Genomic DNA, 23,401 nt, shown 5'->3' on the forward strand with positions numbered 1-23,401 from the left:
GCCGATCTGACGGAGCGATCTGCGCACCTTGATCGGCATCAGAGCCCATTGAGCTCCAAGCGCAAACCGCTGCCCTGGCCGGCGAGACAAAAAGACATCGTTATCTCAATTGCCCTTGTTGCCGCGCGCGTGCTAGGCTCTCTCTTTTCGAGGAGGGATAGGATGAGAGCTCTTAAGGGAAGACCTGTGAGGGGAACGCAGAGAGCGCCCCATAGCGCAAAAGCCTTTTTGGCTGGCGTGCTCTTTTCAGGGCTTGTTTTTTTGACAGGCGGAGCGGCGGCGGCTCAGACGGCCGATCCGGTAAAGGACGCTATTACGTCGATCGTGGAGCGCTTTGTGACGCGCGCGAATGCCTGTGGCGCCAAACTGCCCTACACACCGGGCGTTGTCGTCGACAGCCACCCGACGCTGATCTCGTTCTACTTTGAGGATAAGAGCGTTCACGCCTCCAGATGGTCTGAAATGCCGCCGGAGATACAAGGCATGCTGTCTATGTGGGCGGCGAAGGGTAAGCTCGGTCTGGACGCGAAAGGACAGTTTGGTGAGGTATTCAATTCTCTCCTTGTCCCGCACGAGCTTGGTCATTTCGCCTCCGACTTCAATGGTCGTTCCAAGGGCCAGAGCTTCTGGGATGGGGAAGTCTATGCCAACCGGGTGGCAATCGCTTTCTGGCGCGCTGAAATCGGAGACAAGGCGCTCGCTGCCCGGCTTGATAACTATAACCGCTTTCTGGATGAGCTCCCCAATCCCGTGCCAGCCGGCAAGGAACCGAGGGCGTGGTTTGAAGCCAATTATGTGGCATTGGGCAATGATGCGCAGGCCTACGGCTGGTATCAGGGCTTATTCATGAGAGAAGCGCGGGCACTCTCTAAGACGGATGAGTTTTGCACCATCATTGCACCGGCCTAACCTGAGGCGTAAGGTCGTCGACGATCTCTAAGCGTCTCAGTCCGGTGTTTTGGAAATTCCAGGATTCCGGACAGGGCGTGTACCGAGAGATAAGGAGGCGTTACCTTGCTTCGGGACTTTCCCGTCCTTTTCGAAACGCTCAAGGCGCTGATGCTTGAGGCGGCGCCAGATATGACGGTTACGCAGGCATCGGACTGCTGTCTTACCGTCAAAACGCGTTGGATCGAAGCGCGGACGGGAGAGCCCGCCTGGTTTGGCTGGATTGCGATCAAGGCCTCCTATGTGGCCTACCATCTCCTGCCACTCTACAGTCTGCCGGAATTAAACGCGCTCGTTCCGGCCAGTTTAGAGAGGAAACGCCAGGGAAAAACCTGCTTCGCTTTCAAATCAGCGGATGAGGCCTTGCTTGAAGATTTGCGCCTCTTAACGGAACGCCTGGCGGGCAAAGAAGCCGACCTTCGAGCGGCTATTGGCCAGACCCGCGGATAGTGTGGCGATTGTCGTCGTCATTTGTCCGTGAGGTCGCCTGAACTGGCCCCCTGAGTCCCCCCTTGAGTACAAAAAAGGGCCGTAGGATATCCGGCCCTGTTGGATCTGTTTTAATCCAGAAAAAAGACATCTTCCTGCGGGGGCGGCAAATCGAGCCCGGCCAGTCGACGCCAGGCCTTCCATACCCCCACAGGCACCCTGTGCGGACGCTCGCCATTAGGATCGAGTTTATGCGCGAAGGTAAAACGTAACCCCATCTTGTGCGGCTGGGTCCATGCGGGGGATCCAAACTTCACCATCTGCCCGGGCACATCGAGGAGCCAGAGATCTCCGGGGGAATGGGGCATATCTTTAACCAGAACCTGCGCCCCTGAAGCACTCTGGTTGACGATTTCGCAGGGCACTTCCGTGCCACTTGGTAACAGAAGAAGCGTGCCCGTCGACTTACAGTCATAGCGTGGCTCGGAACGACGGTTCGTGAACTGCTGGAACGGCTGGATCACTTCCACCCCCGCCTGCGGGGAAGTCACGGTGGGCGAGGGCTGGCGTCCGTTTGGACCGGGCATATCGTTCGGCGTCCTTAGGGGTGAAGCGCTGGTATAAGGATAATGCACAGGCATTTATAAAAGGTTCTTTTTGCGAATGCGCTCAGACGCACGTGCGCACGCGCACGGGTCAGGCTGCGGTTTAAAGAAAAGCACACTAATTCGAAAACGCTTGAAATCGGCCCTTTAGAGCCGGGTACTGAACGCCGTTAGGCAACGCACCAAATCGTGCGCGAACTATGACGGTCTTGGGTGAAGACTTCCTTTACGGGGTTGACTTTTCCACCGCTGCATCGCATATGCCGTTTTGCTGCGGCGCAAAGCCGCACCTGACTGGCCGCGTGAGGTCGGGCGACTACCCAGTCCCGACAAGCCAGTTTTAACGGATGACAGATGCGCGAACGCCGTTTGCGCTTGATAATCTTTAAAAATGAACCCGAGAGCTAAGACACGCGCTGGCCTCATCCTAAACCGCCCGCCACGCCAAAGAGCGCGTACGGGCCGAAGGATGGTGTGCGCCGGTCTTTTCCGGGTGTACGCGCATCCCAATTGAAAGCGCAGTGTCTTGACGACCTTTAAAGATCTCGGCCTCTCGGCCAGCCTCCTCGCCACGCTGGAAAAAGAGGGTTATCACACCCCTACCCCTATCCAGTCGCAGGCCATACCGATCCTTTTGGATAAGCACGACCTTCTGGGTATCGCCCAGACCGGAACGGGCAAGACGGCAGCGTTCGCCCTGCCGATCCTTCACCACATCCTCAGCAATCGCATCATCCCGGCGCCGCGTTCGTGCCGCGTTCTGGTCTTGTCGCCGACGCGCGAACTCGCGACCCAGATCGCCGATAGCTTCAAGGCCTATTCCAAGGGTCTGGGCCTTCAGATCGCCACCATCTTCGGCGGCGTGAAATACGGCCCGCAATATAAGGCGCTCCAGGGCGGCATCGACATCCTCGTTGCGACGCCGGGCCGCCTGATCGATCATATCGAACAGAAGACCATTGACCTGAAGGCCGTGGAACACCTCGTCCTCGACGAAGCCGACCAGATGCTCGACATGGGCTTCATTAAGCCGATCCGTCAGGTCGCCTCGCGCCTGCCGGCCCAGCGTCAAAATCTGTTCTTCTCGGCTACCATGCCGAAGGAAATCGCGGGTCTGGCCAACGAACTGCTGACCAATCCGAAGAAGGTTGAGATCACTCCGGAAGCCACGACGGCCGAACGCGTCACCCAACAGGTCATCTTCATCGAGCAGCAGCGCAAGCGTGCCCTGTTGTCGGAGCTTTATGCCGACGAGAAGCTCGCCCGCACCTTGATCTTTACGCGCACCAAGCGTGGCGCCGACCGCGTGGCGGCCTATCTTCAGGCCGGCGGCGTCGAAGCTGCGGCCATTCACGGCGATAAAAATCAGTCTCAGCGCGAGCGCGCGCTTCAGGCCTTCAAGGCCGGGCGAGTCCGTGCCCTTGTTGCGACTGACATTGCCGCGCGCGGTATTGACGTCGATAACGTCACCCACGTCATCAACTATGAGCTGCCGTTTGTCTCTGAAGCCTATGTGCACCGCATCGGCCGTACCGCGCGCGCGGGCAAGGAAGGTCACTCGATCACCCTTGTTGCCGATGATGAGCGCAAGCTTCTGAAAGATATTGAGCGCATCACGCGCCAGCGCATCCCGTCGTGGGATCGCCGAAAGGACCAGGCGCTGAAACTTCTCGATGAAGCGATCCTCGCCTCGGGGCAGACCGAAAAGCCGAAGACGCCGGACCGCGTGGTTGAAAAGACCGCGCGTCACCTCGACCCGGACGCCGAGCGCGTGCACAAGCGTTCGCGTAATCGTCCCAATCGCGACGAGCGCCGCGGCAATGGCCGCGATGGCGACAACAGCCGCGGTGAGCGCACCTTTGGCAAGAAGGACGCCTTCGGTAACCGCGCCGAGCGCCAGGCTCGCAATGAGCGTCCGGAACGCACCGAGCGTTACGACCCGCTGGCCGCCGAACGCGCGCCGACCCGGGCCGCCCGCGATTTCCCCGTCGAAAAGACTTTCGCCGAGAAGCCGCGCGGCGAAAAGCCCCGCTTCGACAAGTCAAAGGGCGAGCGTCCGTTCAAGAAGCGTGATGATGCCCGTGGTGAAGCCCGCGCTTTCGAAGACCGTCCTGCGCGCCCGGCAGCGGAACGCGGCAATGAACGCCCCACCGGTGAACGCCGCGTCGACGAGCGCAAGAAGAAGCCGTTTGGTAAGTCAGCCAGTGGCAAGCTCGGTGGTCGCAAGACCAACACAAAGCCGCGCGCCCACCACAATGAGCCGATCAATCGTTCCGAAGGCGCACAGCTGAAGCGTCGCTCACGCAACGGCTGATAGGGTTGGGGTCGATGCACCCGTCGCACCTGACACTTTATCATTGTTAAGGCGGCGCATTTCCGCTTTAAATCGACTTTATGGTACCCCCTGAAACGTTTTCAGGGGGTACTGTCATATGGAGTTGGGACATGCGGACTAAGGGTTTTGCGCCGGATCGGCGCACGACGATCGGCCTGATGGCGGCCTTGATGGGCACGACCTTTCTGACCGGGTGCGAGCCGAAGGTAGAGGCTGCATCTGAGGATTCAGCCCCCCTCGCCCTTGTCAGAAGCGCTAAGGATGTCCACTCCTACGCCGAACCCAATGTGGCGCGCGTTCGCCACGTCGATCTCGACCTCACGGCCGATTTCCGCGCTAAGGTTCTTAAAGGCACCGCGGCATTGACGCTTGAAACCGCACCAACGGCCAAACAGGTCATACTGGATGTCAAGGCCCTCGATATTGAGGGCGTCACAGATGCTTCGGGAGAGCCTCTTAAATATTCGCTCGGCGCGGCCAACCCCATCTTAGGGGCGCCACTAACCATCGAACTGCCGCAAGGCGCGCAGAAGGTGGTGGTGAAGTATAAGACCACTGCGAACACACAGGCCCTGCAGTGGCTCGATCCATCGCAAACGGAGGGCAAGAAGTACCCCTTCCTCCTGTCTCAGGGGCAATCCATCCTGACACGCACGTGGATTCCGACGCAGGATTCGCCGATGGTACGCCAGACCTATAACGCGATCATCCGTGTGCCTAGCCCACTTAAAGCCGTTATGAGCGCTGAGATGCTGACCCCGGATGGCGAGGCCGTACCCGGTAACGCCAGCCTGCGTGCTTTCCGCTTTAAGATGGATCAGGCCATTGCGCCTTATCTGATTGCGCTGGCGATCGGCGATATTGGATTTCGCCCGACCGGCGATCGCACGGGCGTTTACGCTGAGAAGGCGACCGTTGCGCGCGCGGCGAGCGAGCTTGAGGATCTGGAAAAGTTTGTCGCCGCTGCCGAGAAGCTCTACGGCCCCTATCGCTGGGGTCGCTATGATGTTCTGGTGCTTCCGCCATCCTTCCCCTTCGGCGGCATGGAAAATCCGCGCCTGACTTTTGCCACCCCGACCATTCTGGCCGGTGACAAATCGCTGGTATCACTGATTGCCCATGAACTGGCGCATTCCTGGTCTGGCAACCTCGTCACCAATGCCACCTGGGATGACTTCTGGCTCAATGAAGGTTTCACGGTTTATTTTGAGAACCGCATCATGGAGGAGATGTACGGCAAGGACCGCGCCCTCATGCTGCAAAGTCTCGGCTATTCGAGCCTTCAGGCGGAACTCGCGCGCATAAAGGAGCCCGGGCTCACCCAACTGCATACCGACCTTAAGGGACGCGATCCCGATGACGGGTTCTCGGAAATCCCCTACGAGAAGGGGGCCGCTCTTTTAACCTTACTTGAGCAGACCTATGGTCGCAAAAAGTTTGATGCCTGGCTTAAAGGCTATTTCACACGCTATGCCTTTAAGAGCATGACGACAGCCGGCTTTGTCGAAGACCTTCGTGAGACCCTCTTGAAAGGTGATCCGGGGGCAGAAGATCGTCTGAAGCTAAACGAATGGCTCTATAAGCCCGGCCTGCCTTCCAATGCTATCAAACCGCAATCGGAGGCCTTTGCTAAGGTCGAGGCGCAGGTGGACGCCTTCACCAAGGGGACTGCGGCCAAGTCACTGATGACGGAAGGCTGGGTAACGCAGCAATGGCAGCATTTCCTCGAATCCCTGCCACAGACGCTTACGACGGAGCAGATGAAGGACCTTGACGCGGCCTTCAGCTTTACGACCTCGCACAATGCGGAGATTTTGTTTGCCTGGCTGAAACTGGCAATTGATCATCGTTATGAACCAGCCCTGCCCGCCCTTGAAGCCTTCCTGACCGCACAGGGCCGACGCAAATTCATAAGCCCGCTCTATACGGCGCTGATGGCCCAAAAGGGCTGGGGTGTTGATATGGCCAAGCGTGTTTATGCTAAGGCTCGCCCCCTCTATCACTCGGTGACGCGCGCGACCGTAGATGAGATTGTGAAGTAGAACCCTCCTTAAGGTTTTTCCTCTAAAGTGTACGGAGATTTGTTTATTTCCGTACACGTACCATGTCGTTACCCGAAGCTCGCACCGTCCTGATTGTTGATGACCACGAGGTCAATCGCCGGCTGGCCTCTCTGTTCCTGCAACCTCTCGGCTGGCGGGCGGTAATGGCTGCCAATGGCAATCAGGCCCTTGAGATCGCGGCGATCCAGAGGGTCGATCTGATCCTCATGGACATGATTATGCCCGGCCTCAACGGACTTGAGACAACGGCGGCTTTGCGTCAGGCAGATGGCCCCAATCGTGACACGCCGGTTATCGCGGTAACCGGCACCGAAGACAACCACAGAGAATGGGCAGCGCTTGGGGTGACCCAGCGCGTACTGAAGCCCGTCGATCCTGATCGCCTGATCGAGGCCGTGGCTGAAGCCACCCGAAGAAATCCCGGATCGTCGTGGCGTATCAGCGCCTGACGTCAAACCCGTCATTGCTGAGGAAGGCGTCAAGCTCCGCGACGGTGGCCAGCGCAAAATCCCCCGGCATGGCGTGCTTGAGGCAGCCCCCGGCAATGCCGTAATTCAGGGCGTCCTGGTCGCTCCTGCCGCTCAGAATGCCGTGCAGCACACCGGCTGCGAAGGCATCACCGCCGCCGATGCGGTCGATGATGCGCGCAATGTCATAGGTCTCGGTCTCCAGGGTTTCCTTTGGGGTGTACATCAGACCGGCCAGACGATTGTGATCGACATTAATCTGTTCACGTCGCGTACAGATAAGACGCTTCAGGTCGGGGAAGGCGCTGAAGGCGTGGTCAGCAGCGGCGCGGCTGCGGGCATGGCTGCCCGCCTCACCAGCAAAGGTCGTCTTGAACACCAGTTCGATATCGCGGTAGCCACCGAAGATGAGGTCGGCCTGCGCCATCAGTTGCGGGATCAGGCTGGGCGCATCGCCGCCCCAGGCCTCCCAGAGTTTTGGGCGATAATTGCAGTCAAACGATACCTTGATACCGAGCGTGCGCGCCACCTGCGTGGCCTTCAACGCGCCCTGAAAGGCATTATGGCCCAATGCCGCCGTGACGCCGGAGACGTGCAGCCATTGCGAGCCCTCGAGCAACTGCGCCCAGTCAAACGCCGAGAAATCTGCGGTGGCAAAGGCCGAGCCAGCGCGGTCATACAGGATGTCTGAAGGGCGGTGAATGCCGCCGGTCGTGAGAAAATAGAGGCCCATGCGCCCCGGGGCGGTCGTGACGCGCGTGGCATCAACGCCGAAATAGCGAAGCTGCCCCGCTGCAGCCTGTCCCAGATCGTTATCTGGCACCACGCTGATCATACGCGTCGGATGACCAAGGCGCGCGAGCCCGACCGCGACATTGGCTTCCGCCCCCCCCACATAGGGGGTCAGTTCCGGCAGGGTATAGAGCGGATCTCGTCCGGCGGTGGACAGACGGATCAGCAGTTCCCCGAAACAGGTAAAGGCTTTGGTCATGGCAGTCTTCCGTTGGCTTTTTCTGATTGTAGAGAAGGCTTTAGAGCCCATCCTCAAAACTGTGAAGCGGTTTTTGGCCCTATGCCCGGTTTGGGTCGTGGGAGACAGATACATGCGCTTCAAAAAAAGGGCGCCGGATGACCGGCGCCCACAGTGCGGAAGCTAAAGTTTACGCTCATTCAAATGGGCTCAGCCGGCCGCTCAGTACTTATAACGGAAGCCCATATAGTACTGGCGTCCCGGGTGAGAATAGTCCTGAAGCAGATTGCTTGCGGTGTTGCCCTGAGCTGTGTTGTAGGCAATGTATCGATCGTCGTACTCGTCGGTGAGGTTGATGCCTTCGAGCACCACCGTAAAGTTCTTATTGATCTTGTAGGTGATTTGCGTGTCGACGTTCAGTGTCTCGTTCTTGCCCACAAAGTCTGCGCCCGAACCCGGATTGAGCTGGTTTAGATAACCTGCCCTGTAAGCCGTAGCGACACGCCCGGACAGCTTGTCATCTTCATAATAAAGGGTGACGTTCCAGGACTCCGGCGACAGCCCGAGAAGGTTCTCGCGACGGTAGGTCGTAGATGTCAGGCTCGAAGCGACGACGTAGTCGATCTTTGACTCAACGTGCGTGTAGTTGAAGATACCGCCCGTGTGCTGGAGGAAGCCCGGGAGAAACTTGAACGGCAGCTGCACGTTCAGCTCATACCCAGTGAGCTTGCCACCTGGCGTGTTGATGGGTTGGGTGACGGTGTAGAGGGTTGACCCTGTCTGCCCTGTTCCATCAAGCAGGCTCAGATCAAAACCCAGCTCCTGGAACGGGACCTGCTTGGTCAGCGTTTGGATGTAGTTTTTGATATCCTTCTGGAACAGACCAAGGCTGATCAGCGTGTCTCGATCAGCGTACCATTCGAAGCTCAGGTCCTTCGTATTGGCGCGATAGGGATCAAGGTAGGGATTACCCGTAGTAAAGGTTTGCGACGAGGTCGTGATGGAGCCTCCCGGCGACAGGCTAGCAAGCGTCGGGCGCGCCATGGCTTTGGAGGCGGCGGCGCGAATGAAGAAGTTCTCAAACGGCGACAGGCTCACATTGATCGACGGCAGCGTGTCAGAGTAGCTGCGCTCGATTTGCGTGTAAACCGAGCTCGTCCCTCGGCCGATATAACCGGCCACCCATTGCTTTGTGTCCGCCTTACGCACGCCGATGTTCCCACGGAACGGCATCGAACCGATAGCCGTTGAGAAATCAACCTGGACATAGGCCGTTGTGTCATCTTCTTTGGCCAGGCGGTTATTGGCCCGTGACGATGAGTTGGTGTTGTTAACCGTAAAGACCCCATACTGGTTCACGCACCGACAGTCGTAATTGAAATCGCTGCGGAACTTGTCGAGGTTTGGTATCAGGTAGGTGTTGCCACCGACGCTGACGGTCTGGGCATAGCTGGCAAGGTTTGCCTGCACGGCATTGACGAGCCCGGTCGCTTGACCCGTTGTCGCATTGACGCGGTTGGCCGCTTCATCGCGCGTTTGAACGGCTGTTGTGTAACGACCATATTCAGTGCTGGTGAAGTCATAGTGCTTGCTCGACCCGCCAAACTTTACCGTAAAGATATCGTTCAGCTCATAGTTAAAGTCGATTTTGGTCGTATTGAATTTGTTTTCGACGCTTTGGGGACGGATGCGGATGAGAGAGGCATCGCCACGGCTGCCCGTGGAGCCACCTTCGGCCGCAGTTGGGGTCGCCAGGGCGTTCGGCGCATAAGACCAGTAAGCGGCCTGATCGAGGTTAGCGCCATTTGAACTGCCGTAGTTGAAGACAGGTGCCTTCATATTGGTAAAGTCGTACGAATAGCCCTGAACATCATAGGCATCAAAGGTGAAGGTGGTTTGCTCAGGGTTGTCCTGAAGCGAATTTGACGCCCCCACCAACAGACGCATCTTGAGCTTGTCGGTGATGTTCTGATCCCAGGTCAGGTTCAGCTGGGAGAAGGTCGTCTTCAGTTCGTCAAAGCGATGTTCCGAGCGAATATCGACATTGTTAAACTTGGCCTTAACGAGCGTGCCTTCGTTATCTATGGTGTAGTCATAAACCTGCGTGCGCGGCAGGCCCGCACCCGAGCGGCTGAAAGAAATGGCTTCGACTTCCCACTCGTCGCGGTTAGCGGAAAATTCGGCCAAGAGACCGTCGAGCGTAATCAGCGTGCCTTCAAACGGGCGCATCTGGAAGGAGCCGGTGATCCCAAGGCGCTTCTGGTCGGTTTCAAGACGCGCGTAACGCGGGATGCGCGGGTGAAGCGCGTTTGTGAGCTTAATGGCTTCGGGGTCAGTCAGAGTGCCAGACTGGGCAATCGAGGTGAAGCTCGTACCGCCGTTGGTCGAATATCCACCAAAGCGACCGGCGGTGCCGGGCGACGACGAGTTCTCCCAACGCGTGGTGTTAGGCCCTTCTTCGACGGCAAGACGCTCGCCGTAGGCAATCGACAAAAGCGCACCGAGCTTACCATCGGCCCAGCGATTTGAGATCAGGAAGGTGCCGCGAGGCGAGGTGTCCTTTGACAGGTCGTTGTAGCCGAGCTGGCCGGAGCCGGCCATGGTAAAGCCCTTATAATCAAACGGGCGGGCAGTGCGCAGATCAACAACGGCGCCAAGAGATCCCTCTTCGACTTCTGCGGAGATGGACTTACGGACGGTGAGCGAGTTGAAGAGCTCGGCGGCAAAGACGTTGAAGTCAAAGCCGCGACCCCGGTTAGCGCCGCCGGACACATCCTTACCGCCGGCAGTAGCCAGGGCTTCCAGGTCATTGAGACGCACGCGGGTAAATTCAGAGTTCAGACCCCGAACGGTGATCGAGCGCCCTTCCCCGCCGTCGCGGTCAATGGCCACGCCCGGAACGCGCTGTAGCGATTCTGCGAGGTTTAAGTCCGGAAACTGCGCGATATCGTCTGCCTTGATGACATCGACGATGTCGTTCGACTTCTTCTTTTCACTGATTGAAGTCTGAAGACTGTTGCGGAAACCCGTAACGACAACGGTATCCACCTCGTCCTGAGCGCTAGGCGCGGCTTCCTGCGCCATTGCACCCGTGGCCATAAGGGCCAGAGCGGAGACGCCATACCAGGCGATCGCAGACGCAGTTCGGCTGTTAATTGACTTTGTTTTCATCTTGTAACTCCCCGTTCAGCCCGGTGCGTGCTCTGACGGCGCGATACTCAGGCAATGGACGCCCTTAAGCGGGCATTTTTAGTGTTGAAATGATACCGGTGTCACAAACGCATGGTAACCGGTGTCAGTGGTCTTAGCTAGACACAACCGTGTCTAAAAGACAAGCGGCTTCCTTCAGGTTGATTAAAAGGGTGACAAATCTGCCATAGGTCTTCCTCCCGATCGACGAGCGCTCTTGCGGCGCTTAGCCCGAGTGTGGGCATTGTCTTTTAAGAAAGGCTGAACGAAGACACCGGGGCGCTGAGGAGAGCCCCGCCCTGCCGGTCCGTTGCAATCTTATCAGCCGATTTCCGGTCGGTTCTCGGTCAGGGCGACGGTCTTCAGATGAATTTCGGCGGCCGCGTGATGAGGGCCTTCATAGGAGACGACCGAGGTTTGTCCAGGAAGGATGTCATGAATGCCGGTCGTCGCACCTGACGAGATCAACTGGCCCTTTTTGAGCGGCCGTCCGCGCGCGGCCAGATGTCCGGCGAGCCACCCTATGGCCTTAAGAGGTCCGCCAGGCATGGTGAAAAGGCCGCCCTCCCCCACAATCTCGCCGTCGATCCTTGTGGTCGCGCCATAGCCCTTCACAACCACCTCGCTCAGGTCTTCGGGCGAGCTCGTTTCATCGAAACTCGCGAGCTTCGCTCCCAGAATAAGCCCGAAATTATTGCCAAAATCGGACGCCACCACGGTCGGCCCCAGCTTGTTTATCGTCGGCAAGGGCGAGCCCGCCATCTCAATCCCGGCAAACAGGGCGTCGATCAGACGCAGAGCCTCGACCTCGGTATAGTCGGTCTTACCCGGCTCAGCATCGACGCCGATACGGAAGACAAACTCAGCCTCAACCGCCGCAAAACCGTTTTCAAAGACCGGGATTTCGACCTCGCCTTCGGAGGGTTTAAAGACGGTCTCAAAGATGGGACCGGCCAGACGCTCAGTGCCGTGTTCGGCCTGACGTTCCGGCGCCAGGCGCCCGATCTTCCAGCCGACGACCGGCCGATCCCAAAGTCTGATCGCCTCTTCCTGAATGGCGTAGGAGTCACTTAAGCCAGCCGGAATCTGGCCCGGATAATCGCTGAGCGCACGGGCCGAACGGCGGGCGGAGACAAGGTTCTGGGCAATCTCTTTGAGGCTCATTGGGTGTCCTTTGTACGTATCCCTTCGGACAGGGCCCACATCAGGGCCCCCACGCCCTTAGGATCATTGGGGGTGATTTTTTCGGAGAGGTAGTAGGCGTAAGAGCCGTCGCGATAAGGCACATTGCCAAGGCCAGCTACGCCACAAACACCGTTTAGCGCGCCAGGCGTCACAAAGCGCGCACAGACGGCTCTCAGCGACTCGACGCCGGTGCGGCCTGCACTTTGCGGCATGATGTCCAGACGCGCCGCCTTCATCAGGCCATAGGCCACCATCAAGGAGGCCGAGGCCTCCTCGTAATTGCCTTCGCGCGCGCCCTGATCGACGACCTGATACCACAGGCCGTTTTCCGACCGGAACTTCAACAACGCCTCAAGCGTGCGGCGGGTGATGTCGGCAATGTCGGCGCGCAGGGCCTCGCTGAACCCTTCGGACGCCTCATAGACATCGACCAGCGCCCCGATCCACCAGCCCATGGCCCGACCCCAGACATTTAAAGACAGACCAGTCTGTTTATCGGCCCATCGCTCAGACCGGCTTTCGTCCCAGCCGTGCGCATAAAGGCCATTGTCTATCTGCAGGGTCTGATCGACAAAGCGAAACTGCGCCACCGTATCGGCAAACAGGCCTTCATCCTGCGTGATGCGGGCGTATTCGGCCTGGAAGGGCTGCGCCATAAAGAGGCCGTCCAGCCACACCTGATGCGGATAAATTTGCTTATGCCAGTAGTTGCCGGACTGTGTGCGCGGATGGTTTTTAAGCTGAGCAAACTGCACATCCATCGCCGTGCGAAAGCGGGGCTCGCCCGTAATGGCGTAAAGCGGAAACAGAATCTTCCCGCCATTAACATTGTCGATATTATATTCCTGCGGATGGAAAGTCGGCATGGCGCCGTCGGACAGGACACGGCTCTGCATCTCGGTCAGGATATAGTCGAGAAACACACGATCCTGCGTCACCTGATAGAGGTCAAGGGCCCCCTTCCAGACCACGCCGTCTTCATAGTTCCAGTGCGGGCGATAGGGTTCCCAGGTGCGGAAATAGCCGGTGATGAAGGCGGGGACGGCATCGCCAAAGCGCGCCAGAGACGCGGAAGTCTGCGGCGACAGATCGAACGCGCGCTGTGTCGGTGCGATGCTGACATCGACGGGGATATTGTGTTTCAGGTCAAGCATGTGACGTTTTCCAGAGTGAGGGTTTCGCCCTTCTGGCCCTCTATGTCGAGCATGTGGGTATACAGGTTTTTGACGTTGGCGATCAGGCCGCCCAGTCTCGCCACGGGCGCAATCGAGGCCGCCATATCAGGTTCACCGGGCTGCGCGTCCGTGTCGAAGCGCAGACGGATATGGTCGAGCGTCAGGCCCTCCACCGGCTGCTCCGGTAGGCCCAGCACATAGAGCCCGGCATGGCGTACACCTGTGGCGTCGATATGGCTCAGATGGATGTCGCCGATAGAGGGCGTACCGTCATCAACCGGGCGTGGGTTGCGATCGGCCACACAGTCCGTTTTTCCATCCGGATCGCACCAGTAGAAGCTGTTGATCACAAACGCAGTCCCAACGCCTTCCATGCGCAGATGGCGACAGTCAAGACCTCTGACCACGGCGTCGCGGCCACGGCCGCGGCGCGTTTTAAGCCGTATACCCCGGTCGGTGTTTATAAACAGACAGTTCTGTACGGTGACGTCATAGATACCGCACGCCATCTCCGATCCGATGACCACGGCCCCATGGCCGTCCTTCATCCGACAGTTGGAAATGCGAACACGCCGTGTCGGACGCACGTTTCGCCTGGCCATGCTGATTTTCCCGGACTTTAAAGCGATGCAATCGTCGCCCACGGAAAAGTCGACGCCACTGATGACAATATCCGTGCTGCTTTCCGGATTGAGGCCATCCGTATTGGGGCTGTCTGACGGAGCTTCAATAGAGAGGTCAGCGAAGGTCAGGCCGCGCGAAAACAAGGGATGGACGGTCCAGGATGGACTGTTTTTCAGGGTTATACCCTGAAGTATGACCTGCTCGCATTCGACCATAAAGACGAGACGAGGGCGCCAGCCTGTAAAGCGCGCCTTGGGCCTTGCCCACCATGTGTCAAAACCCGCCTGACCATCGACCATGCCTCGCCCGTAAAGCTGCACATTGTGGACGAAGAGGAAATTTAGGAGCGCGGCATGACAGGGCTCAGCCTCGCCCTCCCAGGACCCCAGACACGTACGGTCAACCCCGTCGCTATCAGGCAGTAGACCCGGCAATACAGGCCAGCGTGAGATCTCGCGATGACCAAGGAGTTCTGCACCCTCACCCAGCTCGACCGCTATATCGCTCTTAAGGAACAGGGGTGCGGTGAGGTACCGACCGGCGGATATGCGCACGAGGCCACCTGGCGGGCAGGCCGAAAGGGCCGCCTGGAGAGCGGAAGTATCGTCGCTAATGCCATCCCCTTTGGCACCGAAGGCCCGCGGATCGAGCACGGCTTTGCAGGCGGCGGTACGGACCACCAGTCGCTCGCTCCCCACGCGGACCTCATAGACGCTGTCCGGTTTCAGGTCATAAAGCGAAAAGACATTTCTGTCTGTCTGCAGGGCGAGACGTTCGTTTACAAAGATGTCGCGCGCGGCATCGGCGGCGAAGATGCCGGCCTCATCAAGCTCAAGGCAGAGAGCTGTGGGCAGGACGGCGAGGCAACACAACCGCGTCATCGCACGACGCGGTGCAGGATGGCGTTGATGTCGTCGTAGAGGCGATCGCCAGCCTCGCGTTCGCTCAGTCGGCCATAGCCCATCGCCTCCAGAATATCCTGAAAGCCGTCGCGCACCCGCGGGTGCTCGAACCAGGGGCTTTCCACCACGTTGATTTGTGCAGAGGCGAGCTGCGCCTCGCTTTGCTGCTGGATGGGCGTGATCAGCCCTTCCTTGTTGAGCAGGGAGCGCGCCGCTTTGGACACCGGCACACCGCGCTTCAACCCCATGGTGCGGATGCCGTCGGGGTCATTCAGCAGAAACTCGATCAATAACGCGGATTCGTCCGGATACGGCGTTTTGGCGTTGACCGCGAACATCATGGCGGGACGATACATCATTCCGGCGTCCTTCGCCCCCGGCCGCAGCAGATAGGGTGCCAGCGCCAGTGTCTGTTTTGCGGCCAGCGTATCGCTATATTTGTCGATCGAGCTGTTCCATTGGAAGGTTCCGGCGAACTGGCCATTGATCCACGGTCGCATCTCCTGCTGCGCCACATTGCCATAGGAGGCGCGCACCCGCGCGCTGGGCCAGACGTGGTCGCGCGTCATGCGGGCGTAAAGACCCGCAAAGTCGTGCATGTCGGCCCGCGTACAGTTGAGCGATTTCGTCTCGGCATTAATCAGAGGCTTACCCGTACCCTGGACCACATAGGTGCGCGCCAGGGCGATGAACTCCAGAAAGAGACCATCCAGCGGATAATAACCCTGACCGAGCCTCGTCTTAAACTGCGGCCCGCGCGCAAACAACTCGTCCCAGGTCGTGGGCAAGCTGAGGCCCGCCTTCTGATAGGTGGTCTGGTTGAGATAAAAGAGGCGCGCGGCGTTCGACACGGCAATGGCGTTCAGCACGCCCTTATTGGTGCCCATGCTAAGCGTGCGGGCATCAAACTGGCTGAGATCGAGCTTGTCCCTGAGTTTGCTCAGATCGTAAAATCCCGTGCCGTCGCGGGAAAACAGGGTCTGCCAGTACCAGTTAATCTGCATTACATCCGGTGCCGTGCCCCCGGCGATCTGGGTCGTCAGACGTTCCAGATGCCCGGCAAAGCCCGTATATTCGCCCCGCACGCGGATACCATGCTTCTCTTCGAAGAGGCGCAAGGCCTCAAGCGTGGCCTTGTGCGCGGACGATCCGCCCCACCAGCTCATACGGAGCTCGCGCCCTGACGTTGGGGCGGGGCGCGGTTTCGAACAGGCGGAAAGCGCCGCGGCAGAGGCGCCCAGAAGAATGAAACGGCGGTGAAGTCTGTAAGCGTTCATATCCTACCCCTTCACCGCACCGGACGTGACGCCTTCAACGAAGTATTTCTGCGCCACAAAGAACAGGATCAGCGACGGGGCGAGTGCGATGGTGGACATCGCCAGGATCTCGTTCCACGAGGTCGCTTCGGTGACATCAATCGACATCTTCAGTGCCAGAGCCACCGGATATTTTTCGACCGAAGACAGGTAGATCAGCGGCTGAAGAAAGTCGTTCATCGACCACATAAACTGAAAAAGGGCGACCGAAATAATGGCGGGGAGAATGACCGGACAGACGATCAGGGTCAGGACCTGAAACGAATTGCAGCCATCCATCACGGCCGCCTCTTCCATATCGAGCGGCAGCGAGCGCATGAACTGGATGATCATGAAGACGAAGAAGCCCTCTGTGGCAAAGGCCTGAGGCGCATAAAGGGGCAGGTAGGTATCAAGCCAGCCAAATTCGCGGAACATCAGGTATTGCGGTATCAACAGCACTGACTTCGGCAACAAGACCGTGGCCATCAAAAGGGCGAAAAGCCATTTGCGGCCGGGTATGGCAAAGCGCGCAAATCCATAGGCAACGATCACTGACGAAATAACCGTGACGATGACCTTCGGCACCACGATCTTCATGGTGTTGAGGAGGTAGGTGGCAAAGGAGTACTCGGTCGAAGTCTTCCAGCCATTGATGAAACCGTCCGTTGTCGGAGCTTTTGGAATAAAGCCAACGGAAGAGAAGATTTCCGCGTTGTTTTTGAACGCCCCCCCAATCATCCACAAGAGAGGATAGATCATAAGGAAGCCCACCAGAATTAGCAGGCCGTAGCGTACGAACGCATTGACCAGCGGCAGGTGTTTGCGCCAGCCATGATCGACAGGATTAAGCGAAGACGCCATCTCAGTGCCCTCCCTTGTCATCGCGGTCCTGCGCATAAAAGACCCAGTGCTTTTGCGACCAGAAGGCCACTGCCGTAAAGAGCGCGATGATGATGAACAGCACCCAGGACAGGGCGGAGGAATAGCCGAGATTGAAGTATTTGAAGGCTTCCTCGTAGATCATCAACGGCAGGAGATAGCTCGATTTAAGCGGCCCGCCGGCCGTGATGATGTAGGGACCGTTGAACTCCTGAAAGGCCTGCACAATCTGCATAATGAAGTTGAAGAACAAAACCGGCGTCAGAAGAGGCAGGGTGATCAGGAAGAACTGCTTGAGGCGCGACGCACCATCGAGATCAGCGGCTTCATAGAGGTCTTCGGGGATGGCCTTCAGTCCAGCCAGAAACACGACCATGGCCGAGCCAAACTGCCAAAGACGCAGGAGAACGATCGAGAACATGGCCGTGGTGGGCTCGCCCAGCCAGTTCACGCTCCCGATACCGATGCCTGAAAGGGCCTGATTGAGAAGTCCATCGCCGGCGAAGACGAAGCGCCAGACAACGGCAACAGCGACGCTGCCGCCGAGGATCGAGGGAAGATAAAAGGCGGTACGAAAAAGGCCTATGCCTTTGAGCTTAAAATTCAGCACCACGGCGATGAACAGGGCAAAGGCGAGCTTCAGTGGTACGGTGATAAAGACGTAGGCGAACGTCACGCCCAGTGACTGGCGAAAGGTCGAGTCAGTGGCCATTTCTGAGTAGTTTGACAGGCCGACAAAGTTGGCGGCCCCCAGCTGGTCCTGAAGGCGGGCGTCGGTCAGGCTCAGGAGGAATGAGGCGACAAACGGAAACGCCGTAAAAAGCAGAAAGCCAATCACAAACGGGGTGACATAAAGGCTGCCGATCCATTTATTGCTATACATGGACGGACCCGTCTGTCTGATGAGCAAAATCCGGAGACACGCCGATTGCCTGACCGTCTTCAGAGAAAACATGCGCACGGTTAAGGTCGATCTTTAGCCCCACCGCCTGGTGATTATGCAAAGAAACCTCCCCATCAAGCTTCATGATCAGGGGATCGCCTTCTTGGTCTTTCAAGGCGACATAGGCGAAGGTTTCCCCGCCAAGACGCTCAATTAAGACCACATAGCCATTGAGGTGGGCGTCCTCGTCTTCAGTCGCCAGATGAAGGTTTTCAGGTCGGACCCCGAAGGTGACGCTGGCGCCCTGGGGCACCTCAGCGCCTTGACGCGGGACGGACAAGATGGTCTGAGGCAGATCAAGCTTCACCGCATCTGCGGACACATCCCTGACCCTGGCTTTGAGGGTATTCATACGGGGCGATCCGATGAAGCCCGCTACAAACAGGTTTGCGGGCTTGCGGTAGAGGTCAAGGGGTGAGCCCACCTGTTCGATCCGCCCGGCGTTGAGCACAACGATCTTGTCGGCAAGCGTCATCGCCTCGACCTGATCATGGGTCACATAGACTGAGGTCGCATTGAGTTTGGTATGAAGGCGCGCGATCTCTACGCGCATCTGACCGCGCAGCGCCGCATCGAGATTGGAGAGAGGTTCGTCGAACAAAAAGACGTCGGGCTCACGCACAATGGCGCGGCCGATGGCAACGCGCTGACGCTGACCGCCGGACAACGCCTTTGGGCGCCGCTTTAGGAGGTGAGTCAGTTGCAGCGTTTCGGCCGCGGCATTGACCTTATGCGTGATCTCGTCCTTTGGCAGGCCCTGAATCTTAAGGGCGAAGGCAATGTTATCGAAGACCGTCATATGCGGGTAGAGGGCGTAGGACTGAAAGACCATTGCCACGCCGCGCTTTGAGGGGTGCGCATAGGTTACATCGCGCCCGGATATATCAATCTGACCCGAGGTGGGGGTCTCAAGGCCCGCAATCAGGCGCAGCAGGGTCGATTTCCCGCAGCCCGACGGCCCCACGAAGACCACCAGCTCGCCTTTTTTGACCTCCAGCGAGACGCCCTTTATAACCTCATGGCCATTGAACGTCTTGCGCACATCCGTAAGTCTGACACTGTCAATCGACACGTTTCCCCACTTTTGTTCTGCTTGTTTTTGATTACCCACCTGTGTAAGGGAAACCGGTGTCATTTTCAACGGCGATTATGCATCGAGCGGAATTTCCTGCTATCGGCGGGACACCCGCCGGATAAATCAACGAGGCCTGGAACCAAAGCTCGCTTTTTAGGTCCCTCTTCGCTTAGCAGCTTGCTGCGAGGGATATAGACCGCTATTGAAGCACTCACGCGCACATTCACGCAACATCACGCAGGACACCCTTATGAAGATCGCTCTGATCAACGAAAACAGCCAGGCGGCTAAGAACGGCATCATTTTCGACGCGCTGAAGACGGTTGCGGAGCCGCTCGGCCACACGGTCTTTAACTACGGTATGTATAGCGCCGACGACCAGGCCTCGCTGACCTACGTCATGAACGGTCTTCTGGCCGGCATTCTTCTGAATTCGAAGGCTGCGGATTTCGTGGTCACCGGTTGCGGCACGGGTATGGGGGCGATGCTCGCCTGTAACGCGATGCCCGGCGTCTTCTGTGGCCTCGTCATCGACCCGACCGATGCCTTCCTTTTTGGTCAGATCAATGACGGCAATGCCATCTCCATGCCCTATGCCAAGGGCTTTGGCTGGGCGGCCGAACTGAACCTGCAGGACGTCTATCGTAAGCTCTTCGACGGGGAGCGCGGTCTGGGCTATCCCAAGGAGCGCGCGCAGATCATGGCGAAGAACCGTGGCATTCTGAAGGATCTGAAGGCAGCGTCCTGCAAGGACATGCTGACGGTTCTGAAGAGCGTCGATCAGGACCTCCTGAAAGCCGCCGTCGCCGGTGAAAAGTTCTCGGAATATTTCTTTGCCAATGCGCAGGACGAAGACATCAAGGCCTATATCAAGGGCATTGTTGGCTAAGCCGGATTGGCGGCGCCTTAAAAAAAACCCCTTCCGTGCAAACGGAAGGGGTTTTTTATTTAAGGGCAGTAAGCGGGGCTTAACGCGCCAGCCAGCCCCCATCCACCGGGATGATGGCGCCGTTCACATAGTCTGACGCCGGTGCGGCGAGGAAGACGGCGGCGCCTCCGAGGTCAGACGGCTCACCCCAGCGGCCCGCCGGAATGCGGTCAAGAATGGCCTTGTTGCGCTCGGCATCGGCGCGCAGCTGGGCGGTATTGTCAGTCGCCATATAGCCAGGCGCGATCGCGTTTACCGTGATGCCCTTGCCCGCCCATTCGTTGGCCAGAAGGCGGGTGATACCGGCAATACCGGACTTTGATGCCGTATAGGACGGAACGCGGATGCCGCCCTGGAAGGACAACATCGAGGCGATGTTGATGATCTTGCCATAGCCCTGAGCGATGAAGTGGCGGCCGACGGCCTGCGCCATAAAGAAGGCACCCTTAATGTTCACGTTCATGACATCGTCCCAGTCTTTTTCTGAGAAGTCGACGGCATCGGCGCGGCGGATCAGGCCGGCATTGTTGACCAGGATATGCAGGCCGCCCAGCTCCCCGAGCGCGGTCTTTACGACCCGTTCGATAGGCTCAAGCGTGCCGAGGTTCGCGTCGATGTTGACGAACTTGCGGCCCAGAGCCTTGACCTTCTCAGCGGTTTCATCGGCCGGCACGATGCCTGCGGCCGCGATGTCCGCACCGGCTTCGGCCAGAGCCAGCGCGATGCCCTGCCCCAGACCCGTATTGGCACCGGTGACAAGCGCAACCTTGCCGGTCAAATCAAATGGATGGCTCATGAATATCTCCCTTCAGTCTAAATCTATCTCCCTCATCACGAACATGAACGAGGAAGGTGGCGGGGTCTCCCGCCTGAGGGACTTCGATGCTTCGGTCGCAGCAAAGCCCCGTGGAAACCGTGGTTTCACCTCACCAGGGCCTTGGCCGGCCAGGGTTCAGGCATGACCCGGAAAGGCGAGGACGCGGTCAGGCCAGCTGGCAGATGTCCAGCACGTTCATGTCCGTGTAGTCGAGGTTTTCACCGCCCATGGCCCAGATAAAGGCGTAGTTGGAGGTGCCTGCCCCCATGTGGATCGACCAGGGCGGAGACACGACGGCCTCATTATTCTGGATGACGATATGGCGCGCGGCGTCCGGTTGCCCCATAAAGTGGAAGACCCGGTCGTTTTCACCGAGGTCGAAGTAGAAATAGACCTCTGAGCGGCGATCGTGCAGGTGCGGGGGCATGGTGTTCCATACCGAACCGGGCGCCAGAATGGTCAGGCCCAGCAAGAGCTGGCAGGATTTCGCCGTGGTCGGCACGATATATTGATAGATGACGCGCTGGTTTGACTGCTCAAGCGACCCCCGCTCCAGCGGCACAGCCTGATCTATCGAGATCTTCACCGTCTCGTAGCGGGCATGGGCAGGCGTCGAGGTCAGGTAGTAGAGGGCTGGAGACTGCGTATCGTTCGACGAAAACACCACTTCCCTTGTACCCATGGGAATATAGAGGCCGTCTTTCTGGCCGAGCTCATAGCTCACGCCATCAACACTCACGACACCTGCGCCGCTGCCGACGTTGATAACACCAAGCTCGCGGCGCTCCAGAAAGGGATGACCGGCCGCTGACGCCGGCTCAGTCTGGTCTGGCAGGCGCAGGCTCTGCGCGACCGGAGCGACACCGCCCACCACAAAGCGCTCGAAATGCGTATAGTTGAGGACCACCGCGTCCGCTGCGAACAGGCCCTGCATCAGATACTTGTCACGCAGATCATCCGTATCGGCATAGGCCATCATATCCGGGTGGGTGGCGTGATAGATCTTTGCGTAAAGCGATGTCTGGCACATGGTGGCGGCTCCGGTTTTCTATATCAGCCCCGACCCAAGGCAGCGGCGCGGCTTTTCCCTGCGCGACGAAATCCCGGTTTACGGGATGCTTCGCCACATAATGAGACTTCATATAGCGGCAAATGAAAAGGAAGGAAACCGGTTTCCTTCCTTTTCTGTCAAGGATTTTACTGCAGATTGACGAAGGCCCCGCCGTCGACCAGAAGGGAGGCGCCCGTCACATATCCGGCCATTTCTTCGCAAGCGAGGAAGATGACGGGACCCGCCAGATCTTCAGGCTGGCCCAGACGGCCGAGCGGAATGCGACCTTCCATGTAGCTGCGCTTCTTTTCGTCAGCCAGATCGTCCTTATTGATGTCGGTCAGTATGGTGCCTGGTAAGACGGCATTGCAGCGGATGCCGTGCTTGCCAAGCGCAATCGCGGTCGACTGCATCAGGGACAAAACACCGGCCTTGGTCGGCGTGTAATGGGTCTGAAACTCACCGCCGACGAGGGCCGAGATGGAGGAGACGGCGACAATGGAGCCTGCAAACCCGTTGGCCTTCTTACCCTGGCTGACCATCTGGTTAGCGGCGGCCTGACACATATAGTAGGCGCCATTCAGGTTGACCTTGATGGTACGATCGACCACGTCTACGGGCATATCGAGGAAGCCGTGGAAGGGGCAGATCCCCGCATTGTTGACGAAGGTGTCGATGCGGCCATAGGCCTCAACGGCGGCATTGACGAAGGCCGGCGCCGAGGCAGGATCAGCAACGTCGCCCCGCAAGGCAAAGGCTTCGCCCCCGAGCGCGCGGATTTCCTTCACCGCAGACTCTGCCGCGGATTCGTCGCCCGCATAGTTGATGCCGACCTTAGCCCCCTGGCGCGCCGCCTGAACGGCAATGGCGCGACCTATTCCCTTTGAACCGCCGGTGACCAGCAGCACCTTGTCTTTGAGCAACATCTTCTGTCTCTTCTTTCTGACCGGAAGCGTGAAACGCCCCCCGTTTCCTTCCGTTTCGAGCGCGATCTGAGAAGGTGGGCACCACGCTTCCCGTAATCGGCGCAACTCTCCAAAACCCTTGTGCGAAGGTGCGGTCTTTTGATCGCACCCGCCTTATGAATTGATCGCCTGTTGCGACAGACGGATAAATTTGGGGCCCAGCCGGTAACCCCCGCCACTATTGTCTCGCGGCGCAACGCTCAGATAGCCCTGCTCGACGAGGGTCGAGGCGAGACGGTAAGCGGTAGAGCGCGCAAGACCTGCCGTTTCAGCGATCTCGCTCAAACTCCCCCGTCCAGACGCCACCGCCTCAACGATCATCAGCCCGCGGACAAGAGTCTGGCTACCGCCGCGCTTGTCGCCCTTGGTTTCGGTTGGCGTGGTGTTTGCGTTCATGCCCGGTTTCGACGTTTCTGCGTTCAAGCGTGACGTTTTTTGCTTGATAAGCCTTGGCTTAATTTCATATATTGGAATAAATAGATTGGCAATCGCATTTATGCTCATTATTGAGCATTTTCACCATGAACCGATCATTTTCGGGCCTCGTGGAACC

Annotated in this window: 20 protein-coding genes; 6 read left to right on the forward strand and 14 right to left on the reverse strand. The window is 58.3% G+C overall.

Annotated elements, in window-relative coordinates; all coding sequences use genetic code 11:
* Nucleotides 1–162: 162 nt before the first annotated feature.
* Together AACH73_RS10045 and AACH73_RS10050 are read left to right on the forward strand one after the other, a co-directional pair.
* Entirely contained in the window at nucleotides 163–909 is a 747-nt protein-coding gene (locus AACH73_RS10045) for a hypothetical protein (RefSeq protein WP_338734783.1), read from the forward strand.
* Nucleotides 910–1,014: 105 nt separating this feature from the next.
* Entirely contained in the window at nucleotides 1,015–1,398 is a 384-nt protein-coding gene (locus AACH73_RS10050; RefSeq protein WP_338734785.1) for a hypothetical protein, read from the forward strand.
* Between the two features lie 110 nt (nucleotides 1,399–1,508).
* On the opposite strand, the gene AACH73_RS10055 is transcribed toward AACH73_RS10050, so the two are convergent.
* Nucleotides 1,509–1,901 carry a PilZ domain-containing protein gene (locus AACH73_RS10055; protein ID WP_338734786.1) on the reverse strand — a complete coding sequence of 131 codons (393 nt, stop codon included), beginning with the start codon at nucleotides 1,899–1,901 and terminating at the stop codon, nucleotides 1,509–1,511.
* 607 nt (nucleotides 1,902–2,508) lie between these two features.
* Between AACH73_RS10055 and AACH73_RS10060 the strand changes: the two genes are divergently transcribed.
* The 3 genes from AACH73_RS10060 (at nucleotide 2,509) to AACH73_RS10070 (ending at nucleotide 6,829) form a co-directional block, all read left to right on the forward strand.
* Nucleotides 2,509–4,296 (forward strand): DEAD/DEAH box helicase, encoded by a 1,788-nt coding sequence (locus tag AACH73_RS10060; RefSeq protein WP_338734787.1) that lies wholly within the window; start codon nucleotides 2,509–2,511, stop codon nucleotides 4,294–4,296.
* A gap of 131 nt (nucleotides 4,297–4,427) precedes the next feature.
* Nucleotides 4,428–6,359: a M1 family metallopeptidase gene (locus AACH73_RS10065; protein WP_338734788.1), complete on the forward strand. Its 1,932-nt coding sequence runs from the start codon at nucleotides 4,428–4,430 to the stop codon at nucleotides 6,357–6,359.
* Nucleotides 6,360–6,421: 62 nt separating this feature from the next.
* Nucleotides 6,422–6,829: a response regulator gene (locus AACH73_RS10070; protein ID WP_338734789.1), complete on the forward strand. Its 408-nt coding sequence runs from the start codon at nucleotides 6,422–6,424 to the stop codon at nucleotides 6,827–6,829.
* Here the strand turns inward: AACH73_RS10070 and AACH73_RS10075 are convergent.
* The 9 genes from AACH73_RS10075 to ugpC all read right to left on the reverse strand — a co-directional run bounded on the left by AACH73_RS10075 (nucleotide 6,819) and on the right by ugpC (nucleotide 19,078).
* Entirely contained in the window at nucleotides 6,819–7,838 is a 1,020-nt protein-coding gene (locus AACH73_RS10075; protein WP_338734791.1) for a sugar kinase, read from the reverse strand. The two genes, AACH73_RS10070 and AACH73_RS10075, sit on opposite strands and share 11 nt — an antisense overlap.
* A gap of 201 nt (nucleotides 7,839–8,039) precedes the next feature.
* A complete protein-coding gene (locus AACH73_RS10080; RefSeq protein WP_338734792.1) occupies nucleotides 8,040–10,988 on the reverse strand; it encodes a TonB-dependent receptor in 2,949 nt (982 codons plus the stop codon).
* Between the two features lie 339 nt (nucleotides 10,989–11,327).
* Entirely contained in the window at nucleotides 11,328–12,170 is an 843-nt protein-coding gene (locus AACH73_RS10085; RefSeq protein ID WP_338734793.1) for a 2-keto-4-pentenoate hydratase, read from the reverse strand.
* A complete protein-coding gene (locus tag AACH73_RS10090; protein WP_338734794.1) occupies nucleotides 12,167–13,345 on the reverse strand; it encodes a glycoside hydrolase family 88 protein in 1,179 nt (392 codons plus the stop codon). Before AACH73_RS10090 ends, AACH73_RS10085 begins: the two co-directional genes overlap by 4 nt.
* Nucleotides 13,333–14,871 (reverse strand): glycoside hydrolase family 28 protein, encoded by a 1,539-nt coding sequence (locus tag AACH73_RS10095; protein WP_338734795.1) that lies wholly within the window; start codon nucleotides 14,869–14,871, stop codon nucleotides 13,333–13,335. Before AACH73_RS10095 ends, AACH73_RS10090 begins: the two co-directional genes overlap by 13 nt.
* A complete protein-coding gene (locus AACH73_RS10100; RefSeq protein WP_338734796.1) occupies nucleotides 14,868–16,169 on the reverse strand; it encodes an ABC transporter substrate-binding protein in 1,302 nt (433 codons plus the stop codon). Before AACH73_RS10100 ends, AACH73_RS10095 begins: the two co-directional genes overlap by 4 nt.
* A gap of 3 nt (nucleotides 16,170–16,172) precedes the next feature.
* The gene (locus AACH73_RS10105; protein ID WP_272739477.1) at nucleotides 16,173–17,051 is read right to left on the reverse strand and encodes a carbohydrate ABC transporter permease; all 879 of its coding nucleotides are present in this window, start codon (nucleotides 17,049–17,051) and stop codon (nucleotides 16,173–16,175) included.
* Between the two features lies 1 nt (nucleotide 17,052).
* The gene (locus AACH73_RS10110) at nucleotides 17,053–17,952 is read right to left on the reverse strand and encodes a sugar ABC transporter permease (RefSeq protein ID WP_338734797.1); all 900 of its coding nucleotides are present in this window, start codon (nucleotides 17,950–17,952) and stop codon (nucleotides 17,053–17,055) included.
* Entirely contained in the window at nucleotides 17,945–19,078 is a 1,134-nt protein-coding gene (gene ugpC, locus AACH73_RS10115; RefSeq protein WP_338735730.1) for a sn-glycerol-3-phosphate ABC transporter ATP-binding protein UgpC, read from the reverse strand. Before ugpC ends, AACH73_RS10110 begins: the two co-directional genes overlap by 8 nt.
* A 259-nt stretch (nucleotides 19,079–19,337) precedes the next feature.
* Between ugpC and AACH73_RS10120 the strand changes: the two genes are divergently transcribed.
* Nucleotides 19,338–19,976 (forward strand): RpiB/LacA/LacB family sugar-phosphate isomerase, encoded by a 639-nt coding sequence (locus AACH73_RS10120; RefSeq protein WP_338734798.1) that lies wholly within the window; start codon nucleotides 19,338–19,340, stop codon nucleotides 19,974–19,976.
* A 79-nt stretch (nucleotides 19,977–20,055) separates the two neighbouring features.
* On the opposite strand, the gene kduD is transcribed toward AACH73_RS10120, so the two are convergent.
* The 4 genes from kduD to AACH73_RS10140 all read right to left on the reverse strand — a co-directional run bounded on the left by kduD (nucleotide 20,056) and on the right by AACH73_RS10140 (nucleotide 23,244).
* A complete protein-coding gene (gene kduD, locus AACH73_RS10125) occupies nucleotides 20,056–20,811 on the reverse strand; it encodes a 2-dehydro-3-deoxy-D-gluconate 5-dehydrogenase KduD (RefSeq protein WP_272739481.1) in 756 nt (251 codons plus the stop codon).
* Between the two features lie 187 nt (nucleotides 20,812–20,998).
* Entirely contained in the window at nucleotides 20,999–21,862 is an 864-nt protein-coding gene (gene kduI / locus AACH73_RS10130) for a 5-dehydro-4-deoxy-D-glucuronate isomerase (protein WP_338734799.1), read from the reverse strand.
* A 167-nt stretch (nucleotides 21,863–22,029) separates the two neighbouring features.
* A complete protein-coding gene (locus AACH73_RS10135) occupies nucleotides 22,030–22,809 on the reverse strand; it encodes an SDR family NAD(P)-dependent oxidoreductase (protein ID WP_272739484.1) in 780 nt (259 codons plus the stop codon).
* A 153-nt stretch (nucleotides 22,810–22,962) separates the two neighbouring features.
* A complete protein-coding gene (locus tag AACH73_RS10140) occupies nucleotides 22,963–23,244 on the reverse strand; it encodes a helix-turn-helix domain-containing protein (RefSeq protein WP_338734800.1) in 282 nt (93 codons plus the stop codon).
* Nucleotides 23,245–23,401: the final 157 nt, after the last annotated feature.

The organism is Asticcacaulis sp. DW145 (assembly GCF_037101385.1).
In the GTDB taxonomy this organism is placed as follows: Bacteria; Pseudomonadota; Alphaproteobacteria; order Caulobacterales; family Caulobacteraceae; genus Asticcacaulis; species Asticcacaulis currens.

What these genes read in the sequence shown, in the direction of transcription:
- AACH73_RS10045 (WP_338734783.1), top strand. Translation starts at nt 163, where the DNA reads ATGAGAGCTCTTAAGGGAAGACCTGTGAGGGGAACGCAGAGAGCGCCC.
- AACH73_RS10065 (WP_338734788.1), top strand. Translation starts at nt 4,428, where the DNA reads ATGCGGACTAAGGGTTTTGCGCCGGATCGGCGCACGACGATCGGCCTG.
- AACH73_RS10070 (WP_338734789.1), top strand. Translation starts at nt 6,422, where the DNA reads ATGTCGTTACCCGAAGCTCGCACCGTCCTGATTGTTGATGACCACGAG.
- AACH73_RS10075 (WP_338734791.1), bottom strand. Translation starts at nt 7,838, where the DNA reads ATGACCAAAGCCTTTACCTGTTTCGGGGAACTGCTGATCCGTCTGTCC.
- AACH73_RS10080 (WP_338734792.1), bottom strand. Translation starts at nt 10,988, where the DNA reads ATGAAAACAAAGTCAATTAACAGCCGAACTGCGTCTGCGATCGCCTGG.
- AACH73_RS10085 (WP_338734793.1), bottom strand. Translation starts at nt 12,170, where the DNA reads ATGAGCCTCAAAGAGATTGCCCAGAACCTTGTCTCCGCCCGCCGTTCG.
- AACH73_RS10090 (WP_338734794.1), bottom strand. Translation starts at nt 13,345, where the DNA reads ATGCTTGACCTGAAACACAATATCCCCGTCGATGTCAGCATCGCACCG.
- AACH73_RS10095 (WP_338734795.1), bottom strand. Translation starts at nt 14,871, where the DNA reads ATGACGCGGTTGTGTTGCCTCGCCGTCCTGCCCACAGCTCTCTGCCTT.
- AACH73_RS10100 (WP_338734796.1), bottom strand. Translation starts at nt 16,169, where the DNA reads ATGAACGCTTACAGACTTCACCGCCGTTTCATTCTTCTGGGCGCCTCT.
- AACH73_RS10105 (WP_272739477.1), bottom strand. Translation starts at nt 17,051, where the DNA reads ATGGCGTCTTCGCTTAATCCTGTCGATCATGGCTGGCGCAAACACCTG.
- AACH73_RS10110 (WP_338734797.1), bottom strand. Translation starts at nt 17,952, where the DNA reads ATGTATAGCAATAAATGGATCGGCAGCCTTTATGTCACCCCGTTTGTG.
- AACH73_RS10120 (WP_338734798.1), top strand. Translation starts at nt 19,338, where the DNA reads ATGAAGATCGCTCTGATCAACGAAAACAGCCAGGCGGCTAAGAACGGC.
- kduD (WP_272739481.1), bottom strand. Translation starts at nt 20,811, where the DNA reads ATGAGCCATCCATTTGATTTGACCGGCAAGGTTGCGCTTGTCACCGGT.
- kduI (WP_338734799.1), bottom strand. Translation starts at nt 21,862, where the DNA reads ATGTGCCAGACATCGCTTTACGCAAAGATCTATCACGCCACCCACCCG.
- AACH73_RS10135 (WP_272739484.1), bottom strand. Translation starts at nt 22,809, where the DNA reads ATGTTGCTCAAAGACAAGGTGCTGCTGGTCACCGGCGGTTCAAAGGGA.
- AACH73_RS10140 (WP_338734800.1), bottom strand. Translation starts at nt 23,244, where the DNA reads ATGAACGCAAACACCACGCCAACCGAAACCAAGGGCGACAAGCGCGGC.